We start from the raw sequence: 16,759 nt of genomic DNA, 5'->3' as shown, positions 1-16,759 counted from the left end.
ATTCAGCAAGAAAAATAAGATCCCCAACTTCTTGAAGAAGCCAGGGATCTGAGACTTTTTGAAAGTCAAAAATTACAAACAACTGCTTGAATTTTTTAATCGAAATCGAAATTAGCCGTGGTTAAGTTGGTGGTATTAATTCCGTTCAGGATGGCAACGGTTGTTGCACCAATCATAATACTGTTACCACTTAAGATTAGGTCGTCGAAGCCAAAACCTGAAGCTGGACTAATACCTAAGACATCAGTACCCATGTCAAAGTCAACAATGGTGTTAGCAGCACTTGGTAAATCACCAGTTAGTATCCAGAACTTATCAGCACCAGCACCACCGGATAGTAAGTTACCACCACCTTCTTGAACAAAGAATTGATCGTCACCATCACCACCTAAAGCACGACCATCTGCACCCAGGAAGAAGATATCGTTACCTGCACCACCGGAAAGACGGTAGTTGCTGGCATCTGTAGCGTCTAGTTTATCATTACCACTACCACCAAAAGCGCGATCGCCATTACCAACATCAATGATATCGTTATCACTACCAGTAAAGATGCGGTTATTCCCTGCTAGACTACCAGCAGCGGGAACATCTACTTGATCATTTCCTGCACCAGTGAAAACAATATCACTGATAGCATCAAAGTTGTCAGTTCCACCGATCAATATATCTGCGTTTGGTGAACCTGTAACCAGGTCTTGTGCCGGTTGACCTAATCCCGGTGCAAGGTTGAGAGGCTGATCTAATTTGAGAATGATAATTTCGTTGTTGTCGATATCTGGACCACGACCGACGGAGAAAGGATAGTTATTGTCGTTAGCTACCAAAATGGTGTTTTTGTCGATAACTAAGACATCTTCAATGGTGACAAATGGGAAGTCAAAAGTTGTTTTGCCATCACCGTTAAGGTCGTTGGGGTCTTGGATATTCAGGAGGTCAACTACTTCTACTTTTTCGACAAAGCCGTTGACATCTTTTTTGGATAAGTCAACTTTGTAGATTTTTTTGAATTCAGCCGAATCACCTTGACCACCATCTCTTTCAATGATTAGGTACTCATTGTTATTAATGACTGTGAAATCACCAATAGCATGATTGGGGTTTTCCAACTGGTAGAAACCCTGTAAACCTTGATATTGTTGAGACGCGACATCAAATTTATAGATTCGTAGTGAACCTGTGGGATCACCATAAACTGTTCCTTCTAGTAAAGGATACAAGGTTTTTTGGTCGGGACTGATAGCCATCCCTTCAAACCCTTTAGAACCACCAAGATTGGAAACAACAGTTTCACCTACGAACTGGTCACGTACCAAGTCTCCTGTACCGGGGAAGTCAGTAAAATAACCGTCAATACCCAATTCGATAAACTGGGCAAATTCAGCCTTTGGATCACCGTTGTAGTCTGATGCTAGAAACACTCCTTCGTTACGGAAGGTGTAGGGGTGTACAAGTAAACCTACATTATGGGCATCTTGGACTAAAGTTGTGGGAGTACCAAGAACTCGGTCAGATTCATTAATTACGCCATCACCATTGAGGTCATCTGGTTGACCATCACCATTGAGGTCTACGGTGTTAGCAGGAATAATGGAACGCTTGCTGGGGCCAATTCCAGAGGCATATTCGGCAATATCAGCTAGTCCTGCTGGTGTGGTCAGATCGCCATAGGTACGAGAATCACCACTCAGGACAAAATCGAATGGTTTCTGTGTTGTTCCACCAAATAATTGAATGAGTGGGATATCAATACCTGCTGCTGGCATGATCACATCATTCAGTTCTTGAAGATTGCCTACTTCAAAGGATTGGATAAATATCCGGTTTGGATCTGTGAAGTTATTAGCAACTAAGGTGTCAACTAGTAACTGTCCTAAATTGAGGTTGATTTTGGTAGTTCCATCCAGGAGTGTGCCTTCAGTGGCAAAGTAGGAGGGATGCTTGGTTTCTGGATAGATGCCGATTTTGCGACCGGTTTCTGCTTCTACTTGCTTGACTAAATCAATGATTTCTTGGAGGGTGGGAACTTCTAAGTTGTCATTGTCATATTCTGTTCCCCGCAGGTCTGGTAGTCGTTCGATCGCATGAAGGGTTTTCAGTTCTGCTAAGGTTAGGTCTTCGGTAAACCAACCTGTAATGGTGCGACCATCAACAACTTTGGTGGTTTTACGGTCTGCAAACTCTGAACGGGTAGCAATATCTGTGCTGGTATCGGTGCGGTTAACTGAACCATCAGCGTTGAGAATTGCCAAGGCGTTTTCGTGACGGGCGACTAAAATTCCGTCTTTAGTGGCTACCAAATCAGGTTCAATAAAATCAGCCCCATCTGCGATCGCTAATTTGTAAGATGCTAAGGTATGTTCTGGGCGTGAACCACTAGCACCTCTATGACCAATAACTAAAGGTGCATTCCCATCCAGGGTATTAAATACAGTTTTAGCGAGAACATCAGGGTTTTGGGGCGATCGTACAAATTCAGCGGTAATCTTATCCCTTACTAAATCACCAGTACCGGGAAAATCAGTAAAATAGCCATCAACACCCAAATTGATGAATTGTTTAAATTCTTCCTCTGGGTTGCCATTATAATCTGACGCTAAATAACGGTCTTCATTGCGGAAGGTGTAAGGATGTACCAACAAACCCGCAGCATGGGCATCTTGGACTAAACTAGTAGGAGCAGTCAGCGTTTTATCAGCATCGTTAACGACACCATCACCATTCACATCATCCGCTACACCATCACCATTAGCATCCACACCCTCAACAGAAACAATCATCCGTTTCCAAGGGCCAATACCATCTGCATAGGTAGCAATTTCTGCTAAACCTGCTGATGTTTGCAGGTCTCCATAGGTGCGTGTATCACCATTAACAGTAAAATCGTAGGGTCTAGCATTGACATCCTCATAAATCAGAGAACCATCAAGGGCAACATCATAAGCATCCAATAACTGAATCAAAGGAATATCAGTTTTCCCATTCAGTTCTTTAAGATTAGAAACTTCAAAAGATTGAATAAACACCCGACTAGGATCAGTAAAACCTTCTGCTTCTAAAGTTGCTAACAAAGGTTCTTCTAAAGACAATCCTAAGTCATCGTGAAAAGTTGGGTGTTTGGTTTCTGGATAGATGCCAATTTTGCGACCCGTATCTAATTCTACCTGCTTAACTAATTCAATGATTTCCTCAAAAGTAGGAATTTCATACAAATCATTAAACACTTGAGGGCGGAAACTTTGGGGCATTTTTGCCTTGAGGGTTTTGATTTCTGCCAAAGTAAAATCAGAAGCAAAATAAGCTGTGACTTCTACACCATCAAGCATCTTGGTAGATTTGCGATCTTCACCAAAAACTTCGGCTATGTTGGTAGTGTTATCTAAAATCGGTTCATGACGGGCAATTAGCACACCATCCTTAGTAGAAACCAAATCTGGTTCAATGAAGTCTGCACCTCGTTCGATTGCTAATTTATAAGATCCCAGAGTATGTTCTGGTAATTCACCACTAGCACCCCGGTGTCCAATTACAATTGGTGCTTCCCCATTTAAGGTATTTAGTGTGACTGTATTAGGTGTGGGAATAGGTGCATCTAGTAATTTACCACTAGCGTCAAAATGCAATAAGTAGGGACCAAATTCTTCACCAATCCAGATTGAACCATCTTTAGCAATTACAAATGATTCAACGTCGAAATCTGCACCAGTTAAAGCTCTTGTGCTAGTTCCTTCATTGACAATTGTGAAAGGAACTTTATGATCAGGATCAGAAAGTTGAATAAAATCTAAAGTATTAACAGTACCATCACCATTTTCTACTCCCTTAAAGTTGGGATCTACCCGATAGATACGCAGTAAATAATCTGCACTATTATTTTTCGCACCGTAACCATTATCTGACAAGAAATAGAAACTATTATCGTCCGCAAATTGTACACCGCTGAAACCTTGTATTGGTTGTCCTGGAAAAGGTCCGGTTCTACCATTCCCAGAAATTCCATTTCCTGACGCTGGCCCTTCAGCAAAGGTATCAGCAGGGAGAGAAGCAAAACCTATCAACTCAACGTGGGAAACCATATATTTAGTATCTCTACTTTTTGATTTTCGCTTTTCAGACAATATTGAATTTCTTTTGACTCACTGCAATCGAATACTCCCCTCAGTCCAAAAAGAGGAGTTTATAGAAATGAAATTTCTAATTCAATTTTGTCTAGACGAGTATGGTAAAATCCCCACCTCATCAGCAATAATTTCATTAAAAGATTAAGAAAAAACTAAGTTAGGTAAAACACAAGATTAAGATAATCCTAAGAATTCACGCATCAGAATAATTGTTAAATCAGGAATCAACGCCTTCGAGTTTATTCTGAAACCCTCACAAATAAGGTTTATAATCTTCAGCATAAGAATTGACAAATTCTGTTAATGGACGTGACTGAATTTTCTAAAATCTAATTTTTGCCCGCAATACCAAGGCATCTAGCGGAAATTTTCAACTCTCATCAGCATGAAAAGACTTTATGATAAAAATCTTTTTATTCACAAATAAATTTTGATGATAATATCTATTTAAAGCTTGATTGGAATCTCCGCTTCGCTAACTTCCTGCGCTTGTAGAAATAATTACCAAATCTTCAAAATATACCCATGAAACGTATTGCATCTGTTCTTCTCGCTACTTTGATAGCGTCTATGTCAGTGTTGGGTATTGCAGAAAATGCTGATTCTGCAACTCATAGATATCGTCGTCAGACGACTACCCACGTCAGACGTTATCGGACCTGTACCGGCAGAAATCGTTATAGATATTATCGTGGCAGGTATTACAGATGTCGTTACTATAGACGTAATAGAAGACATCATTGATTACCCATTTTGTAGGTTGGGTTGACACTAAAAAAACCAACATTTAACTTGTTGTTGGGTTGCACTGTCGCTTAAACCAACCTACAACCTGTTCACTGAAAGCATCTTCATACAAAGTTTTGATGGTCTTGATTTTTCAACCTTGAATGGACTTCTTACAGAATTGATTTTGTGTAAGAATTCAGGAGTCAGAAATGAAATAAGTCCTGTATTTACTACATCTTATTTTCGTGTATATCTATGTTTGACACCCACAGGGAAATACTCAATATCACCAGTAGGTTTTAATTCTATTTGTGGTGTTTGATATTCTAAGGGAACATAATTTGCAAACTCGCTATTGAGACGCAACAATTGGGAAAGAATAGCAGCACTTATAGATTCCCTTTTTTCTGCACTACTTTCTATTCCTGGTGCTAATTCTACAACTACAGATAAAAAGCGATTTTTGTCTGAGTCATCTTTTACCTGTAGAACAAATTTACCTGTTACCCATTCTCTAATTATTGGTTGTTCTAAACCTACCGTCACATTTTCCGGGTAAATATTTGCACCAAAATAAGAAACTGTAAAATTAGAACGTCCGAAAACGTAAACAAACGGTAGTTGATGAATTCCTCGATTTTCCTGTAATTCTACAAGAGGGTTAAAATCCCATCTTGCTAAAAATTTTAGCATCTCTTCATAACTAATTAAACCACCTTGATCCAAGATATTATATCTAATCAAAGGAATGCCATTTTTACCGGAAAATAGCAAATTCCCCTCTTCAACTTCAAAGAAGCGACTACAAGGATCATACTGTACTAATGTCGGTAAACGAGATTCACCAAATAATGCTTTAGCTACTTCAGGATTTTCTGCTAAAAATCGTCGAATGCAAATACTTAAAGGTGTTTCATTTCCTAAAACTCCTGCATCTGCTGTTCCATACATGGAAGCAAAATCATAACAGGGATTTTGAGAATTTACTCTTTCACCAACTAGATTTCGCCATTCTTCACTAAATACTTCTCCCGCCATAACTAGTTTAATCTGATATTGCCCCCACTGCACATTATTAGCAATACCCGTATCAATTACATCTTTGAGAAATGGTGGATATCCTAATAAGACAACTTGCTCAAAGTTATTACCAAGTTCCTGGACAATTCGCAATATTTCAGTTTTGTTATTGCCTGGAGTAATGACTGTGATAGGATAGCCCTTGGTAGCGAGATGACGACAGCAATTAGTAGTGAACATTCCCCCCACCCATGTTCCCAATGTGAAACAGATTATGGCTAAGGTCTGTTTAGTATCTGCATAAAAACTATCATGAAATATCTGCTCAAACCTTGTCGCTATTTCTAGTTCGTCGGTAAGGAAACGCGGCCAAAATGTGGGTTTACCTGTTGAGCCAGAGGAAGCTGCGATCATATCACAGCTTCCTAATTTTCCATTATTACATAATTGGGGCAAAGAATAACGAGAAATATAATTTTCTTTATTTATCTTTGGTAATTTCTGAAAATCTTCTAATGTTTGAATATCTCTAGGATTGATGCTCTGTTCTGTTAAAAAAGCCTGGTAAGCGGGTACACTGGCAGCTACATCTTGAAATAATGTCAAAGCTATTTCTTGAGAGTTAATGCTAAGATGCTGTTCTAGTTTCTCTGCTAAGGGAGTCGATATAAAATTTTCTAATCCCAGAATTGCCCTTTCCTGTGGTGTTTGAAGTTTCATAAGGCTTGTGTGTGGAAAAAATCTGGTCGCTCTTTCTGAGTATTTTATACTGCAAACAGGTGAAATCTGGACTTATGTCATACTGTTCGCGTAGCGTGGCGTAGCCATACGTAACGTAGTGCAGCGTTCGCGTAGCGTGCCGTAGGCTCTAGTATCTCGGAGATTCTTCACTTCGTACCCTACGGGAAGCAAGCTACAGAATGACACTTTTAACCCGTTTTTAGTATAGTAAAGGATTCAGGATACAGAATATTTGATATGACAGGGAACAGAAGTTACAAATATTCTTCCTCCTGACTCCTGATTTCTTACATATTTTATCTATAAATGCAATTTTTTAGCTTGCTATTCATCTATGAATCTAATCTCCTGGAAAATTTTAACCGCAGCCGCTTTAAGCGTTACTATTCCTTGCCTTCCCTCCAATTCATTGATGCCTACGACTCCTCATTCAACAACTCACCTGAGCCAAAGTAGTCAACCAATTTTCACATTAAAAGAGTCGGAAAGAGTTCCAGCAATTATTATTAGCTCTGATGGCAAAAAATTAATCGGTGGTAGTCGGTCAGGAAGCATCAAAATTTGGAACTTGCAAACTGGTAAACTTCTGAATACTCTGACAGAAAAATCAGCAGGAATTACCTCTATTGCTATAGGTGCAGCAAACGGACAGATTCTTGTCAGTGGAGATATTGATAGTACCGTCAAGGTTTGGAATCTTTCTACAGGAAAACTACTTTTAACTATCGGGGGACATTCACTTCCAGTAGAAACAGTCGCTATCAGTTCTGATGGTAAAACACTTGTCAGTGGTAGTGATGATCGTCAAATCCAGGTTTGGAATTTACAGACCGGAAGACTACTTCATACTCTTGTAGGACATTCAGATTATATTAGTCGTGTTGCCATCAGTCCTAATGGTCAAATTCTTGTCAGTGGTAGTGGTGGAGCAGCCACAGAAGAGATAAAACTGTGGAATCTGCATACTGGAAAACTTTTGCAGAGTATGAATCATCCACCGGGTATTGCTGCACTGGCTATCAGTTTGGATAACAAAATTTTGATGAGTGGTAGCTTTGGTCAGCTTGTGGATAAAGATAGTGCCATTAACACTATCAAACTTTGGGAATTAAGTACAGGTAAATTTTTACGTGATTTTAGTCAGAATACAGATTCAATTAATTCGATCATCCTGACTCCAGATGGAAAAACCATGATTACCGGCAACTTTAATGGCAAAATTAAATTTTGGAATTGGCAAACTGGGGAATTAATTTCTACTATCAGAGGTGATTCAACTCCGGTAGAGGCAATTGCTATCAGTCCTGATCAAAAAACTCTAGCTAGTAGTAGCGAGGATGGGACAATTAGAATTTGGCAACTCCCATAATCAGGGACAATGTTAAAATTAAGTATTGAAAGTGGGATGTGATATCTACGATAAGTGCAGAAATCACACACCTACGGTTCAAATATCATCAGGATTGATACCTAATGATCTTAAATAAGCTGCTAACTTCTCCTTTTGTTGTCGTTCTTGTTCAGCAACTCCCTCAGCTTGTTGTTGAGCTAATCTTGCTTGTTCAGCAATTCCTTCAGCTTTTACAGCCCTTTCATCACCAGTCAACAACAAATTTCCCGTGTCATCCCACCAACGTATCCAGGGTACACCTCCATCTTCTTTAAGACCAAGTTTTACAGCCATTGGCGCAATCGGAAAATGATTATGCTCATTAGGTTGCATCCTTTCATAACGCCCGTCAACTAAGCGATAAACTTCCAGTAATGCTTTTCTCGCTTCAAAAATTGCATAAAAAGGAATCCGAATTGCTTGTTCATAAACCCAAAATTTTCCCGCTTTTTCTGTTTCACTAGGAGGTGTTGCGTCTCTTTCTTCTGAACCATTTCCCGAAACAAACTCAATTGCAATTAATGGTGCAACAAACTCTTTCCACAACACGTAAGAACGGCGATATTCTCCATTTAGGAATGGTGGTACATTAGGCACATAAAACCAATCAGGAGCTTCTGCGCCTTTTTCTGGTGGTTCAGTCAAACGCCAGTAAATACCGCTATCTTGTCCAATACAATAGTTTCCATCAGGATGTAGTTTCTGTAATACTGGCTCAATGGAACTGGTTAAAACAATGCTTTGCGGATGCTCCTGAAAGTTCTTCACAAATGTGCCGTCTGAATCTGGTAGTTGCGTATGATCTGGTAATGTGAATTTAGGTGTGTGAATGTTTTTAACTGGGGGAGTAGTGGGATTAATCACTGCTTGAGTGCTTTCCATAGTAACTCCATGATATATATATTGGTTTAATTTTAACAGTAGACACAAAAAAGTTGAAGTGTCTGAATCAGGATTTACAAGATTTAAGGATTTTCAGGATGTATGTAAGTAAGTCAAAATAATTAAACATAAACTGTTCAGAAAATAAATCCTTTATCTATCGAATAAATTGGAAATCTGAGTATTAGAGAAATCTTATAAATTCTGAAAGTCATGATTCTGACAATTAAATACTTGAAAACTACTCCAAACCAAATACTTGCTTAATTGCAGCTTGCATTGCTAACCGTCCATTGGCGCTGCGCCAAGGTGGAATAATCATCAGTCCTTTTATTGCTAACAGGATGCCCCAGCCTTTGTACCAAATTTTATCACGTCTCCAATAATTATTAGCTGTGGCCATTGTCACTAGTCCTTTATCTTCTAAAGAATTTGATTTTGTGGCAAGTGACTGAGCCATATTCAGATATAAAGTTGATTGGTAGTGGTTTTCTAAGTAACTATAGCAAACAGATATATTAACAGCGCTTGTAACCAGATGTCTTTCAATATTCAATTGCTGTATTATCTCTAATGCTTTTTTAAAATAGGGCAAAGCTTCTTGATATCGTTTCAATTTATAGCAATAAAGTACACCTAATCCATTTAATGTTCTTATTTTACTATATTTATCACCCATCTCCCCTGTAACTATTAATGCCTCTTGTATATATGACCTAGCCTGATCAGGTTGTTTTAACATCATATAGCATTCACCTAAAAGTTCTAATGCTGAATATTTACCACGTATATCATTGCTGTTTTTACAAATCTCTAATTGTCGGAAAAGATATATTAAAGCCCGATCATATTGACCACGATTAAAATATATTTGACTGATATTATTAAGACAAATACTTTCTATTTCCTGATTGTCTAAGTTTCGAGCTATCTCTAAAGCTTCTTCTAGATGATTTAATCCTTTTTGTTGATAATCTCGTTTACCTTGGTTTAATTCTAACATATGTAAAGCATACCCTAAAAAATTCAGAGCATAACTTTCTTGTTCCCTATCTCCAATTTCACGAGCAATATCTAATTGTTGCTGGTAAAAAACTATCGCTTCTTCAGACTTATTATTCTTAATATGTTGTATGTCTCCAAAACCACCTAAAGCAAGTGCTTCTGCTTGACGATTATTTATTAAACGCGCAAGTTTTAGTAGTTGTTGATAGTAATTTAAAGACTGAACATAATTACTAATATTATAGAAAGCTCTACCTAATCCATACAAACAAATAATATCATAATCAGAGTTTACATTTCCTAAAAGTGCTTGATATAGTTCAATTTGTTCTCGATAGTAACCCCAAATTCGTAATTGTTCATGAAGTGGTTTAGATGTATAGCAAAAAGATAAAACATAAGCGGCCTTTTGCCATTCTGAAGCCTCACAAAGATGATTAAAAACCTGTAAATAGCGATCTACTTTTTTGATATTTTTGGAATTTTCTGGTGGTTCATCCTCAATAGTTAAGAAATATTCAATAGCAATATATTTATCAAGACAATCAAGTGGAACGATATCAAGATTGATTTCTAATGCGATATATAATTGTTGCCCTCTAGTCAAATTTGACATGATCATTAAACTATGTGAATAAAGTCTGGCGATGTTCTAAAGCTACACTGCGAATTAAATTATCAAGTCCTAAAACACGATGGTTTTCATGATTAATGGAAGTTTCTACTAAAAACCTTGCAAACAAATTATCTAATACTTGTTGTTGTTTCTCTTTACTATAAACTTCATTTCTAAAATGTCTCACATATTTATCTAGCTGTAATAACCAACCGCTATCTTGTACAGGACGACGATATATTGCCGACAGACAAATCAGGAGATAAGCATCAGGATTTTGATTTTTTAGTCGCTTAAAAACTGTATCTACTCTGCGCCGATAAACCTCACTTCTAATTTTTCTTGTCAATTTATGCAGTTTCCAATCATCATCTACACCTTCTGATTTTAAACCAGATTCTGCTTCTGTTAAATGCTGTTCTACCAACTCAATTTCATCACCAACATTTTGCCAAAAAGCACGGGTGTTACTACCAAAAGATTCAACTATTTCACCACTGATCACGCGCAAAGTTAATGGATGTCCCTTATATATCTTACCAATTCTCAATAGTATTGGTTTATCTTCTGATTCTAAATCAACATCTAACCCTGCTTTTTCAAATAAAGCAATTTGTTCATCTTCCAGTAACCATTCCAAAATTTCACGATGATAGAAATTAGGATAACGAGAAGCTAAAGTTTCAATTTTACTGGGTAAATCTTGAGAAGTGACAATTAACCTACTTTGAGAGGATTCTATAGTTAAAAAATGCTCAAAAAACTTAGACCACCATTCATCTTCAAAATCTCCCCAACCATCTTCACTTTCTATTAATAATGCTTCTAAAGAATCAATTAAAATTAAAATCCGTTCCTCACGTAAATGGTTCACCAATCTCTTCAGAATCGCCCCCGTTTGCTTGTCTTCAATCAATATACCTAATTCTTCTAACCACCTTCCCGCGACACTCACAAAGTCTTTTGGATTATCATCGCTATCAAAATTAACCCTTAAAATCTTGGTAAATCGGGTTTGAATATCATCAGCAATGCGTTCAGATAAGGCAGTTTTACCGATTCCTGTAATTCCTAATAATAGCAACAACCTACAGTTGCCACATACCTTTTTTGTCAATGAGCTAACGAGTTGTTTGCGTCCTACCCAACCATCATCATAAACAGGCCAATCAGTGATTTTTTCAGGTACAAGCTCAACAATATCGTCCCAATTTTCGCGCCAATTAGGAATTTCCAATACATCACAATAGGTTTCAGCCGTATCTCTCGTTACACCATCACCATCGTGAAATTTTGTAAAGGTTTGACGATGTTGATTTTTTTCAACTACAAAACTACTAATTGATTCAAAGCTTTTTAATGCGTCCTTGACTAATCTATGCCCCGCTTTTGTTAACCTATAAAGTTTTGGTTTATTTCTGGCCATTTCATCCCCACCCCCTGTTACTGAGAGAATGATACCTGATTAGTCAGCGATCGCACAACCAAACGCACAAACAACGCACAATTACCTGGTGACTTGAGATGGTTGTGGGTTTTACACTACGTAATAGCTTTATTTGTGCTTAGTTTTTATCTAAGTCTCGATAATGAAAGTTAAACTAAAATAAAAGCTCTCACCTGTACCACCAAGTGAGAGCGCTCTGAAAAACTAGTCAAACTGAAATAAACCCCAATGTTAGAAAACATTGGGGTTTATTTTTGTCCAGGTGCAAGATAGCCAATAGCTGTACCTACACTAAAAGTAGACAAAGTTATAAATGCTTGACGACTATCTTTGTCTGTGAAGGAAAGAGCTAGAAGTCCTAGTAATGCGAAACCTGCTAAGATGCTTAGGGCTATTTCTTTATGAGACGATGGGGATGCAGTCTTTGACTTGAAAAACATGGAACGTCACCTAATAGGTATACAATCCCAATAATAAACTACATCCTCGGAAAGAGGAAGTGTATAATTCAAGTAAATGATATATGCAGAGATAAAGATATGTATAATTTCTCAGATATAAGCGCCCTCGCTTTCTATTGTTACTAGCCCTGCGTTCCAATTCTCTAGGATTCACAGGCTTTAGGGACTTCCAAAGATTCATCACACGACAGTTTGTTTCTATTTGTGTATTATTTGGTACATAGTTTACAAAAAATCTGCTTTAAATGAGGTTAATAATCTCCTATCCACATCGCATAAAACCTTCTGGCTTTCTCTAAATATTGCGTCAAGGAGAAACCTATCTTATAAGCAATGTTATTTGCTTGACGTGAGATTAGGTTTAAATAGGAATGATTGCTTTAGCTGCAATGGGTATATTTTCTGCTAGAATCCGCAGAAATGATAAGAAGGTTGCATTTAATGCTTAATTCAAGTTTTTAAAATTTTTGACTATTTAGCGATCGCACTCTAGCCACTTTGACTTTGCGATCGCTTTTTTGTGTAGGAATGATAATATAGCGTGAATTTGACCGAAAAATCTAGGTACAGGGTTACACTTGAAGCGATCGCATTACCCAGAATCCACCTGAAGCTTTAGTCTCTGCGTCAGAATAGAGATAGTTTATCTCCTGTAATTTGATGTCAACTCCTACCACCGCTATTAACAACGTCATCGTCGCAGGCTTTCACGCCCTTTCAGATCCCATTAGAATCAGCGTTTTAGAACTGCTGCGACAGCGTGAATTGTGCGTGTGTGACTTATGTGATGCGTTGGGAATAAATCAGTCCAAACTATCCTTCCACCTCAAAAATCTCAAGGAAGCTAGATTGGTTAACTCACGTCAGGAAGGACGCTGGATTTATTACAGCCTAAATCTGCCCCAATTTCAGGTTTTAGATCAATATTTAGCTGAGTTTCACCTCGAACATATCATGTCAATACCCCGTTCTTGTGGTGATTAACTAAGTGGATAATGTTAAAGTTATAACTCTCATACTCAACGCATCAAAATTTTTTGATTAATTCGCCTCAATAATGCTATCCTATTAATTTATTGAATCCATCAATTTTTTTTGAAATGACTAACCCATATCAGCCTGTGTTCTAAACAAAGGTGAAGTTTGTACATTTGTCAATTTCTATCTGCAAAAAGCACCGATAATTGCTAACTCTCTTGCTTCTGTACCTTTTTCATTAGAAACTTACAAAATTATTGTAGTTCAGAAATTTAAACTCAAATGAAGTTATTGATCCAAGAAATTTATCAATTTAGACGAGAATTTTTAGTAGAAGCAATTGGCACTTTTATCTTAGTATTTGCTGGTACTGGTGCCATTATGGTGAATAACATCAGTCAAGGTGCCATCACACATATTGGAATTAGTTTTGTGTTTGGGGCTGTAGTTTCTGCATTAATTTACAGCTTAGGACATCTTAGCGGCGCACACTTTAACCCAGCAGTAACTCTAGCATTTTGGACTAGTGGATTTTTTCCCAAAAAGCGGGTATTACCCTACATTTCTGCACAGTTATTAGGCTCCGTATTGGCTTCTAGCTTATTACTAATTAGTTTAGGAAAAGTTGCTAACTTAGGTGCAACTCTTCCTCTAAATGGTAATTGGCCGCAATCTTTAGTATTAGAAACAGTCCTCACTTTCATTTTAATGTTTGTGATTTTGGGATCTGGATTAGATCGTCGCGCCCACATTGGTTTTGCTGGTTTAGCTATAGGCTTAACAGTAGCAATGGAAGCGGCTTTTATGGGTCCTATTACTGGTGCAAGCATGAATCCTGCCCGTTCTTTTGGCCCAGCTTTAGTAGGAGGAATTTGGCAGCATCATTGGGTTTATTGGGTAGCACCGATTTTAGGTTCACAGTTTGCTGTCATAGTTTATGGAATAATTTCTCATGGTTTTCAAGATTTTCAAGACTGAAAAAATAATAATGACATCCTGCAATCATCCACCAAGAATTTTATTTTTATATGGTTCTTTGCGAGAACGTTCCTATAGTCGTTTGTTAGCAGAAGAAGCTGCCAGAATTATGCAAGAATTTGGTGCAGAAATTCGGTTTTTTGACCCTCGTGAATTACCAATTTATGGTAGTGTTAGTGATACGCATTCTAAAGTTCAAGAATTGCGAGAATTGAGTACATGGTCTGAGGGTCAAGTTTGGTCTTCTCCTGAAATGCACGGTAATATTACAGGCATTCTCAAAAACCAAATAGATTGGATTCCTTTGAGTATAGGTGCAGTTAGACCAACTCAAGGTAGAACTTTAGCCGTCATGCAAGTTAGCGGTGGTTCTCAGTCTTTTAATGCTGTGAATACAATGAGAATTTTAGGACGTTGGATGCGAATGTTTACGATTCCTAACCAATCTTCGGTAGCAAAAGCTTATCAAGAATTTAACGAAGATGGAACGATGAAAGATTCTCCTTATCGTGACCGAGTAATTGATGTAATGGAAGAATTATATAAGTTTACTCTACTGTTGCGTGACCAAGTTGATCATCTTACAGACCGCTACAGTGAACGTAAGGAAAAAGCAGCCAAAGAGGTTATTCAGTTAGCTAATATTTCTGTCAATTCATAAATGTTTATCAATTAATAAAATCATGAAAAAAGTAATGTTTGTTTGCAAAAAAAATTCCCGTCGTTCTCAAATGGCTGAGGGTTTTGCTAAGACTTTAGGATCAGGGAAAATTGCTGTTTCGAGTTCAGGTTTAGCATCAAGTGAGGTAGATCCTATTTCTGTCCAAGTGATGGCAGAAATAGGTATTGATATTAGCAATCAAAGTTCTAAAGCTTTAAGTAATTTTAATCCTGATGATTTTGATGCTGTGATTTCTTTATGTGGTTGTGGTGTGAATTTACCTGAAGCATGGGTATTAAGAGAAGTATTTGCAGATTGGCAACTTGATGATCCTGAAGGTCATGATCTTGATACTTTTCGTCGTGTACGAGATGAAGTGAAGGAACGTGTTATTAAGTTAATTGCATCTTTAGCTTAAATATCAGAATCCATTTTGAAAGTATAAGATAACTAAAAGCCTTATTTATTGAATAAGGCTTTTTTGTTTAAGATTTATTAGCAATTAGATATTTAGGGCATTCCTCCCTCTTTCTAATTCTGACTCCTAGCCCTAACCAAAAGATTTTTTGGCTTACGCTACGCTATCAGCAAGCCTTATTTAAGTAATTGGACAAAAATATTTACAGTCATTGCGAGCGAAGCGAAGCAATCCCAACCCTTGCGATTGCTTCATTCCACTTCGTTCCATTCGCAATGACATTGTGTAATTAATTCTGTCTTAGTACTTATTTCCTTGTGCAACTTGTTTCACTGCTTCAACTGTTAAATTCAAAGCCTGTGCAATTTGTTCCACCGTCAATTTTAATGCTAACAATCTAGGTATAGATTCTAATTTTGCTTCCAAGCTGCCTTCTTCTCTACCTTCTTCTCTACCTTCTTGATAAACTTTTGTTTGTTTCAAATCACTTAAACTAAACATAGCCTCAATCTCCTTGTGACTCATTCTGGGAAACTTATAAACCAAGATAGTTTCTACTAATTCTAATAACTGCCGTTGTTGTTCATTGCTGATTTCCTGCTGGGTTCTGTTAATTAACTCTTTAGCAGTAGTAATTGCTTTGTCTTCATCCTCGATGATTAATTTTATAGTAGCAATCCCAATAGGCAAAGAAGCACTTTCACCTAATTCATTCAGATAAATACGGCTGACACGCTGACTGGTGAAAAATTCGCTGAAATGTTGGGTATCTGCTGTATCTAAACTACGACTGGGATAGATAACAACCCCTCTCCAAGGATTTTGAGGCTGATATTGCCGTAAATATAAAGATATTTCCGAAAATAGCCGGAAATAAATTTCTGCATCGGTTTGAAACTGTACTTCTACAAAATAAATCGGGTTTTGCTTATCTTGTGATGGTAGAAAAACCCCATCTATACGAAATGCAGTTTGCTTAATTTCGACAGAAGAAAAGGTATAGTCCGCTGCTATTTGGGGTTGGTTGCCAATTAATTCAAAAAATATGCTGGGAAACTCTTGAAAAAGGCGATAAAATATGCTGTCTGTTTTCACTCTGGAATAAAATGCTGAAATCGGCACTGTCGCTATTTTACCTCGTCGCTGTCTACCCCAGTATTTTCTACAATTTAAATATTCACATCTTGCTCATTGTCGGTCATTATTTATGCTCTCACCAGTCCCCATTCCCTCATTTTGACGGCAAATACGACTTAGAGATTACGGTTCACCCCAATTCATGAACGTATTAATTCTCATACATTAGTCAGAG

At 37.6% G+C, this 16,759-nt stretch carries 12 protein-coding genes and 1 pseudogene; 6 read left to right on the top strand and 7 right to left on the bottom strand.

The genetic code is table 11. From position 1 onward, the window contains the following. Positions 1-95: 95 nt before the first annotated feature. Positions 96-4,064 (bottom strand): annotated as a pseudogene (locus VB713_RS22515) (glycerophosphodiester phosphodiesterase family protein); the annotation flags it as partial. Positions 4,065-4,646: 582 nt separating this feature from the next. Between VB713_RS22515 and VB713_RS22510 the strand changes: the two are divergent. Further along, positions 4,647-4,865 carry a hypothetical protein gene (locus tag VB713_RS22510; RefSeq protein WP_323313738.1) on the top strand — a complete coding sequence of 73 codons (219 nt, stop codon included), beginning with the start codon at positions 4,647-4,649 and terminating at the stop codon, positions 4,863-4,865. Between the two features lie 222 nt (positions 4,866-5,087). Here the strand turns inward: VB713_RS22510 and VB713_RS22505 are convergent, their stop codons facing one another. Next, complete coding sequence (locus tag VB713_RS22505) at positions 5,088-6,590, bottom strand: phenylacetate--CoA ligase family protein (RefSeq protein ID WP_323313737.1); 1,503 nt, start codon at positions 6,588-6,590, stop codon at positions 5,088-5,090. Between the two features lie 355 nt (positions 6,591-6,945). Here VB713_RS22505 and VB713_RS22500 point away from each other — a divergent pair, with 355 nt between their 5' ends. Beyond that, positions 6,946-7,980: a WD40 repeat domain-containing protein gene (locus VB713_RS22500; RefSeq protein WP_323313736.1), complete on the top strand. Its 1,035-nt coding sequence runs from the start codon at positions 6,946-6,948 to the stop codon at positions 7,978-7,980. Between the two features lie 78 nt (positions 7,981-8,058). On the opposite strand, the gene VB713_RS22495 is transcribed toward VB713_RS22500, so the two are convergent. The 4 genes from VB713_RS22495 to VB713_RS22480 all read right to left on the bottom strand — a co-directional run bounded on the left by VB713_RS22495 (position 8,059) and on the right by VB713_RS22480 (position 12,391). Next, positions 8,059-8,883, bottom strand: a complete 825-nt coding sequence (locus tag VB713_RS22495) for a Uma2 family endonuclease (RefSeq protein ID WP_323313735.1) — start codon at positions 8,881-8,883, stop codon at positions 8,059-8,061. 241 nt (positions 8,884-9,124) lie between these two features. After that, complete coding sequence (locus VB713_RS22490) at positions 9,125-10,504, bottom strand: tetratricopeptide repeat protein (RefSeq protein WP_323313734.1); 1,380 nt, start codon at positions 10,502-10,504, stop codon at positions 9,125-9,127. Positions 10,505-10,514: 10 nt separating this feature from the next. Further along, on the bottom strand, positions 10,515-11,930 hold the full coding sequence (locus VB713_RS22485; RefSeq protein ID WP_323313733.1) for an ATP-binding protein: 1,416 nt from the start codon (positions 11,928-11,930) through the stop codon (positions 10,515-10,517). A 269-nt stretch (positions 11,931-12,199) separates the two neighbouring features. Further along, positions 12,200-12,391 carry a hypothetical protein gene (locus tag VB713_RS22480; protein ID WP_323313732.1) on the bottom strand — a complete coding sequence of 64 codons (192 nt, stop codon included), beginning with the start codon at positions 12,389-12,391 and terminating at the stop codon, positions 12,200-12,202. A 681-nt stretch (positions 12,392-13,072) separates the two neighbouring features. Between VB713_RS22480 and VB713_RS22475 the strand changes: the two genes are divergently transcribed. The 4 genes from VB713_RS22475 (at position 13,073) to arsC (ending at position 15,447) form a co-directional block, all read left to right on the top strand. Next, the gene (locus VB713_RS22475) at positions 13,073-13,396 is read left to right on the top strand and encodes a metalloregulator ArsR/SmtB family transcription factor (RefSeq protein WP_323313731.1); all 324 of its coding nucleotides are present in this window, start codon (positions 13,073-13,075) and stop codon (positions 13,394-13,396) included. 276 nt (positions 13,397-13,672) lie between these two features. Then, entirely contained in the window at positions 13,673-14,368 is a 696-nt protein-coding gene (locus VB713_RS22470) for an MIP family channel protein (RefSeq protein ID WP_323313730.1), read from the top strand. Positions 14,369-14,378: 10 nt separating this feature from the next. Next, a complete protein-coding gene (gene arsH / locus VB713_RS22465; RefSeq protein ID WP_323313729.1) occupies positions 14,379-15,029 on the top strand; it encodes an arsenical resistance protein ArsH in 651 nt (216 codons plus the stop codon). 22 nt (positions 15,030-15,051) lie between these two features. Beyond that, positions 15,052-15,447 (top strand): arsenate reductase, glutathione/glutaredoxin type, encoded by a 396-nt coding sequence (arsC, locus tag VB713_RS22460; RefSeq protein ID WP_323313728.1) that lies wholly within the window; start codon positions 15,052-15,054, stop codon positions 15,445-15,447. A 300-nt stretch (positions 15,448-15,747) separates the two neighbouring features. On the opposite strand, the gene VB713_RS22455 is transcribed toward arsC, so the two are convergent. Then, positions 15,748-16,542, bottom strand: a complete 795-nt coding sequence (locus VB713_RS22455; protein ID WP_323313727.1) for an Rpn family recombination-promoting nuclease/putative transposase — start codon at positions 16,540-16,542, stop codon at positions 15,748-15,750. Positions 16,543-16,759: the final 217 nt, after the last annotated feature.

Origin of the sequence: Anabaena cylindrica UHCC 0172 (genome assembly GCF_034931625.1) — a bacterium.
GTDB classification, from domain to species: Bacteria; Cyanobacteriota; Cyanobacteriia; order Cyanobacteriales; family Nostocaceae; genus Anabaena; species Anabaena cylindrica_A.
Note: the sequence above shows the minus strand (reverse complement) of the source record. Positions and strands in the feature narration are given on the sequence as shown.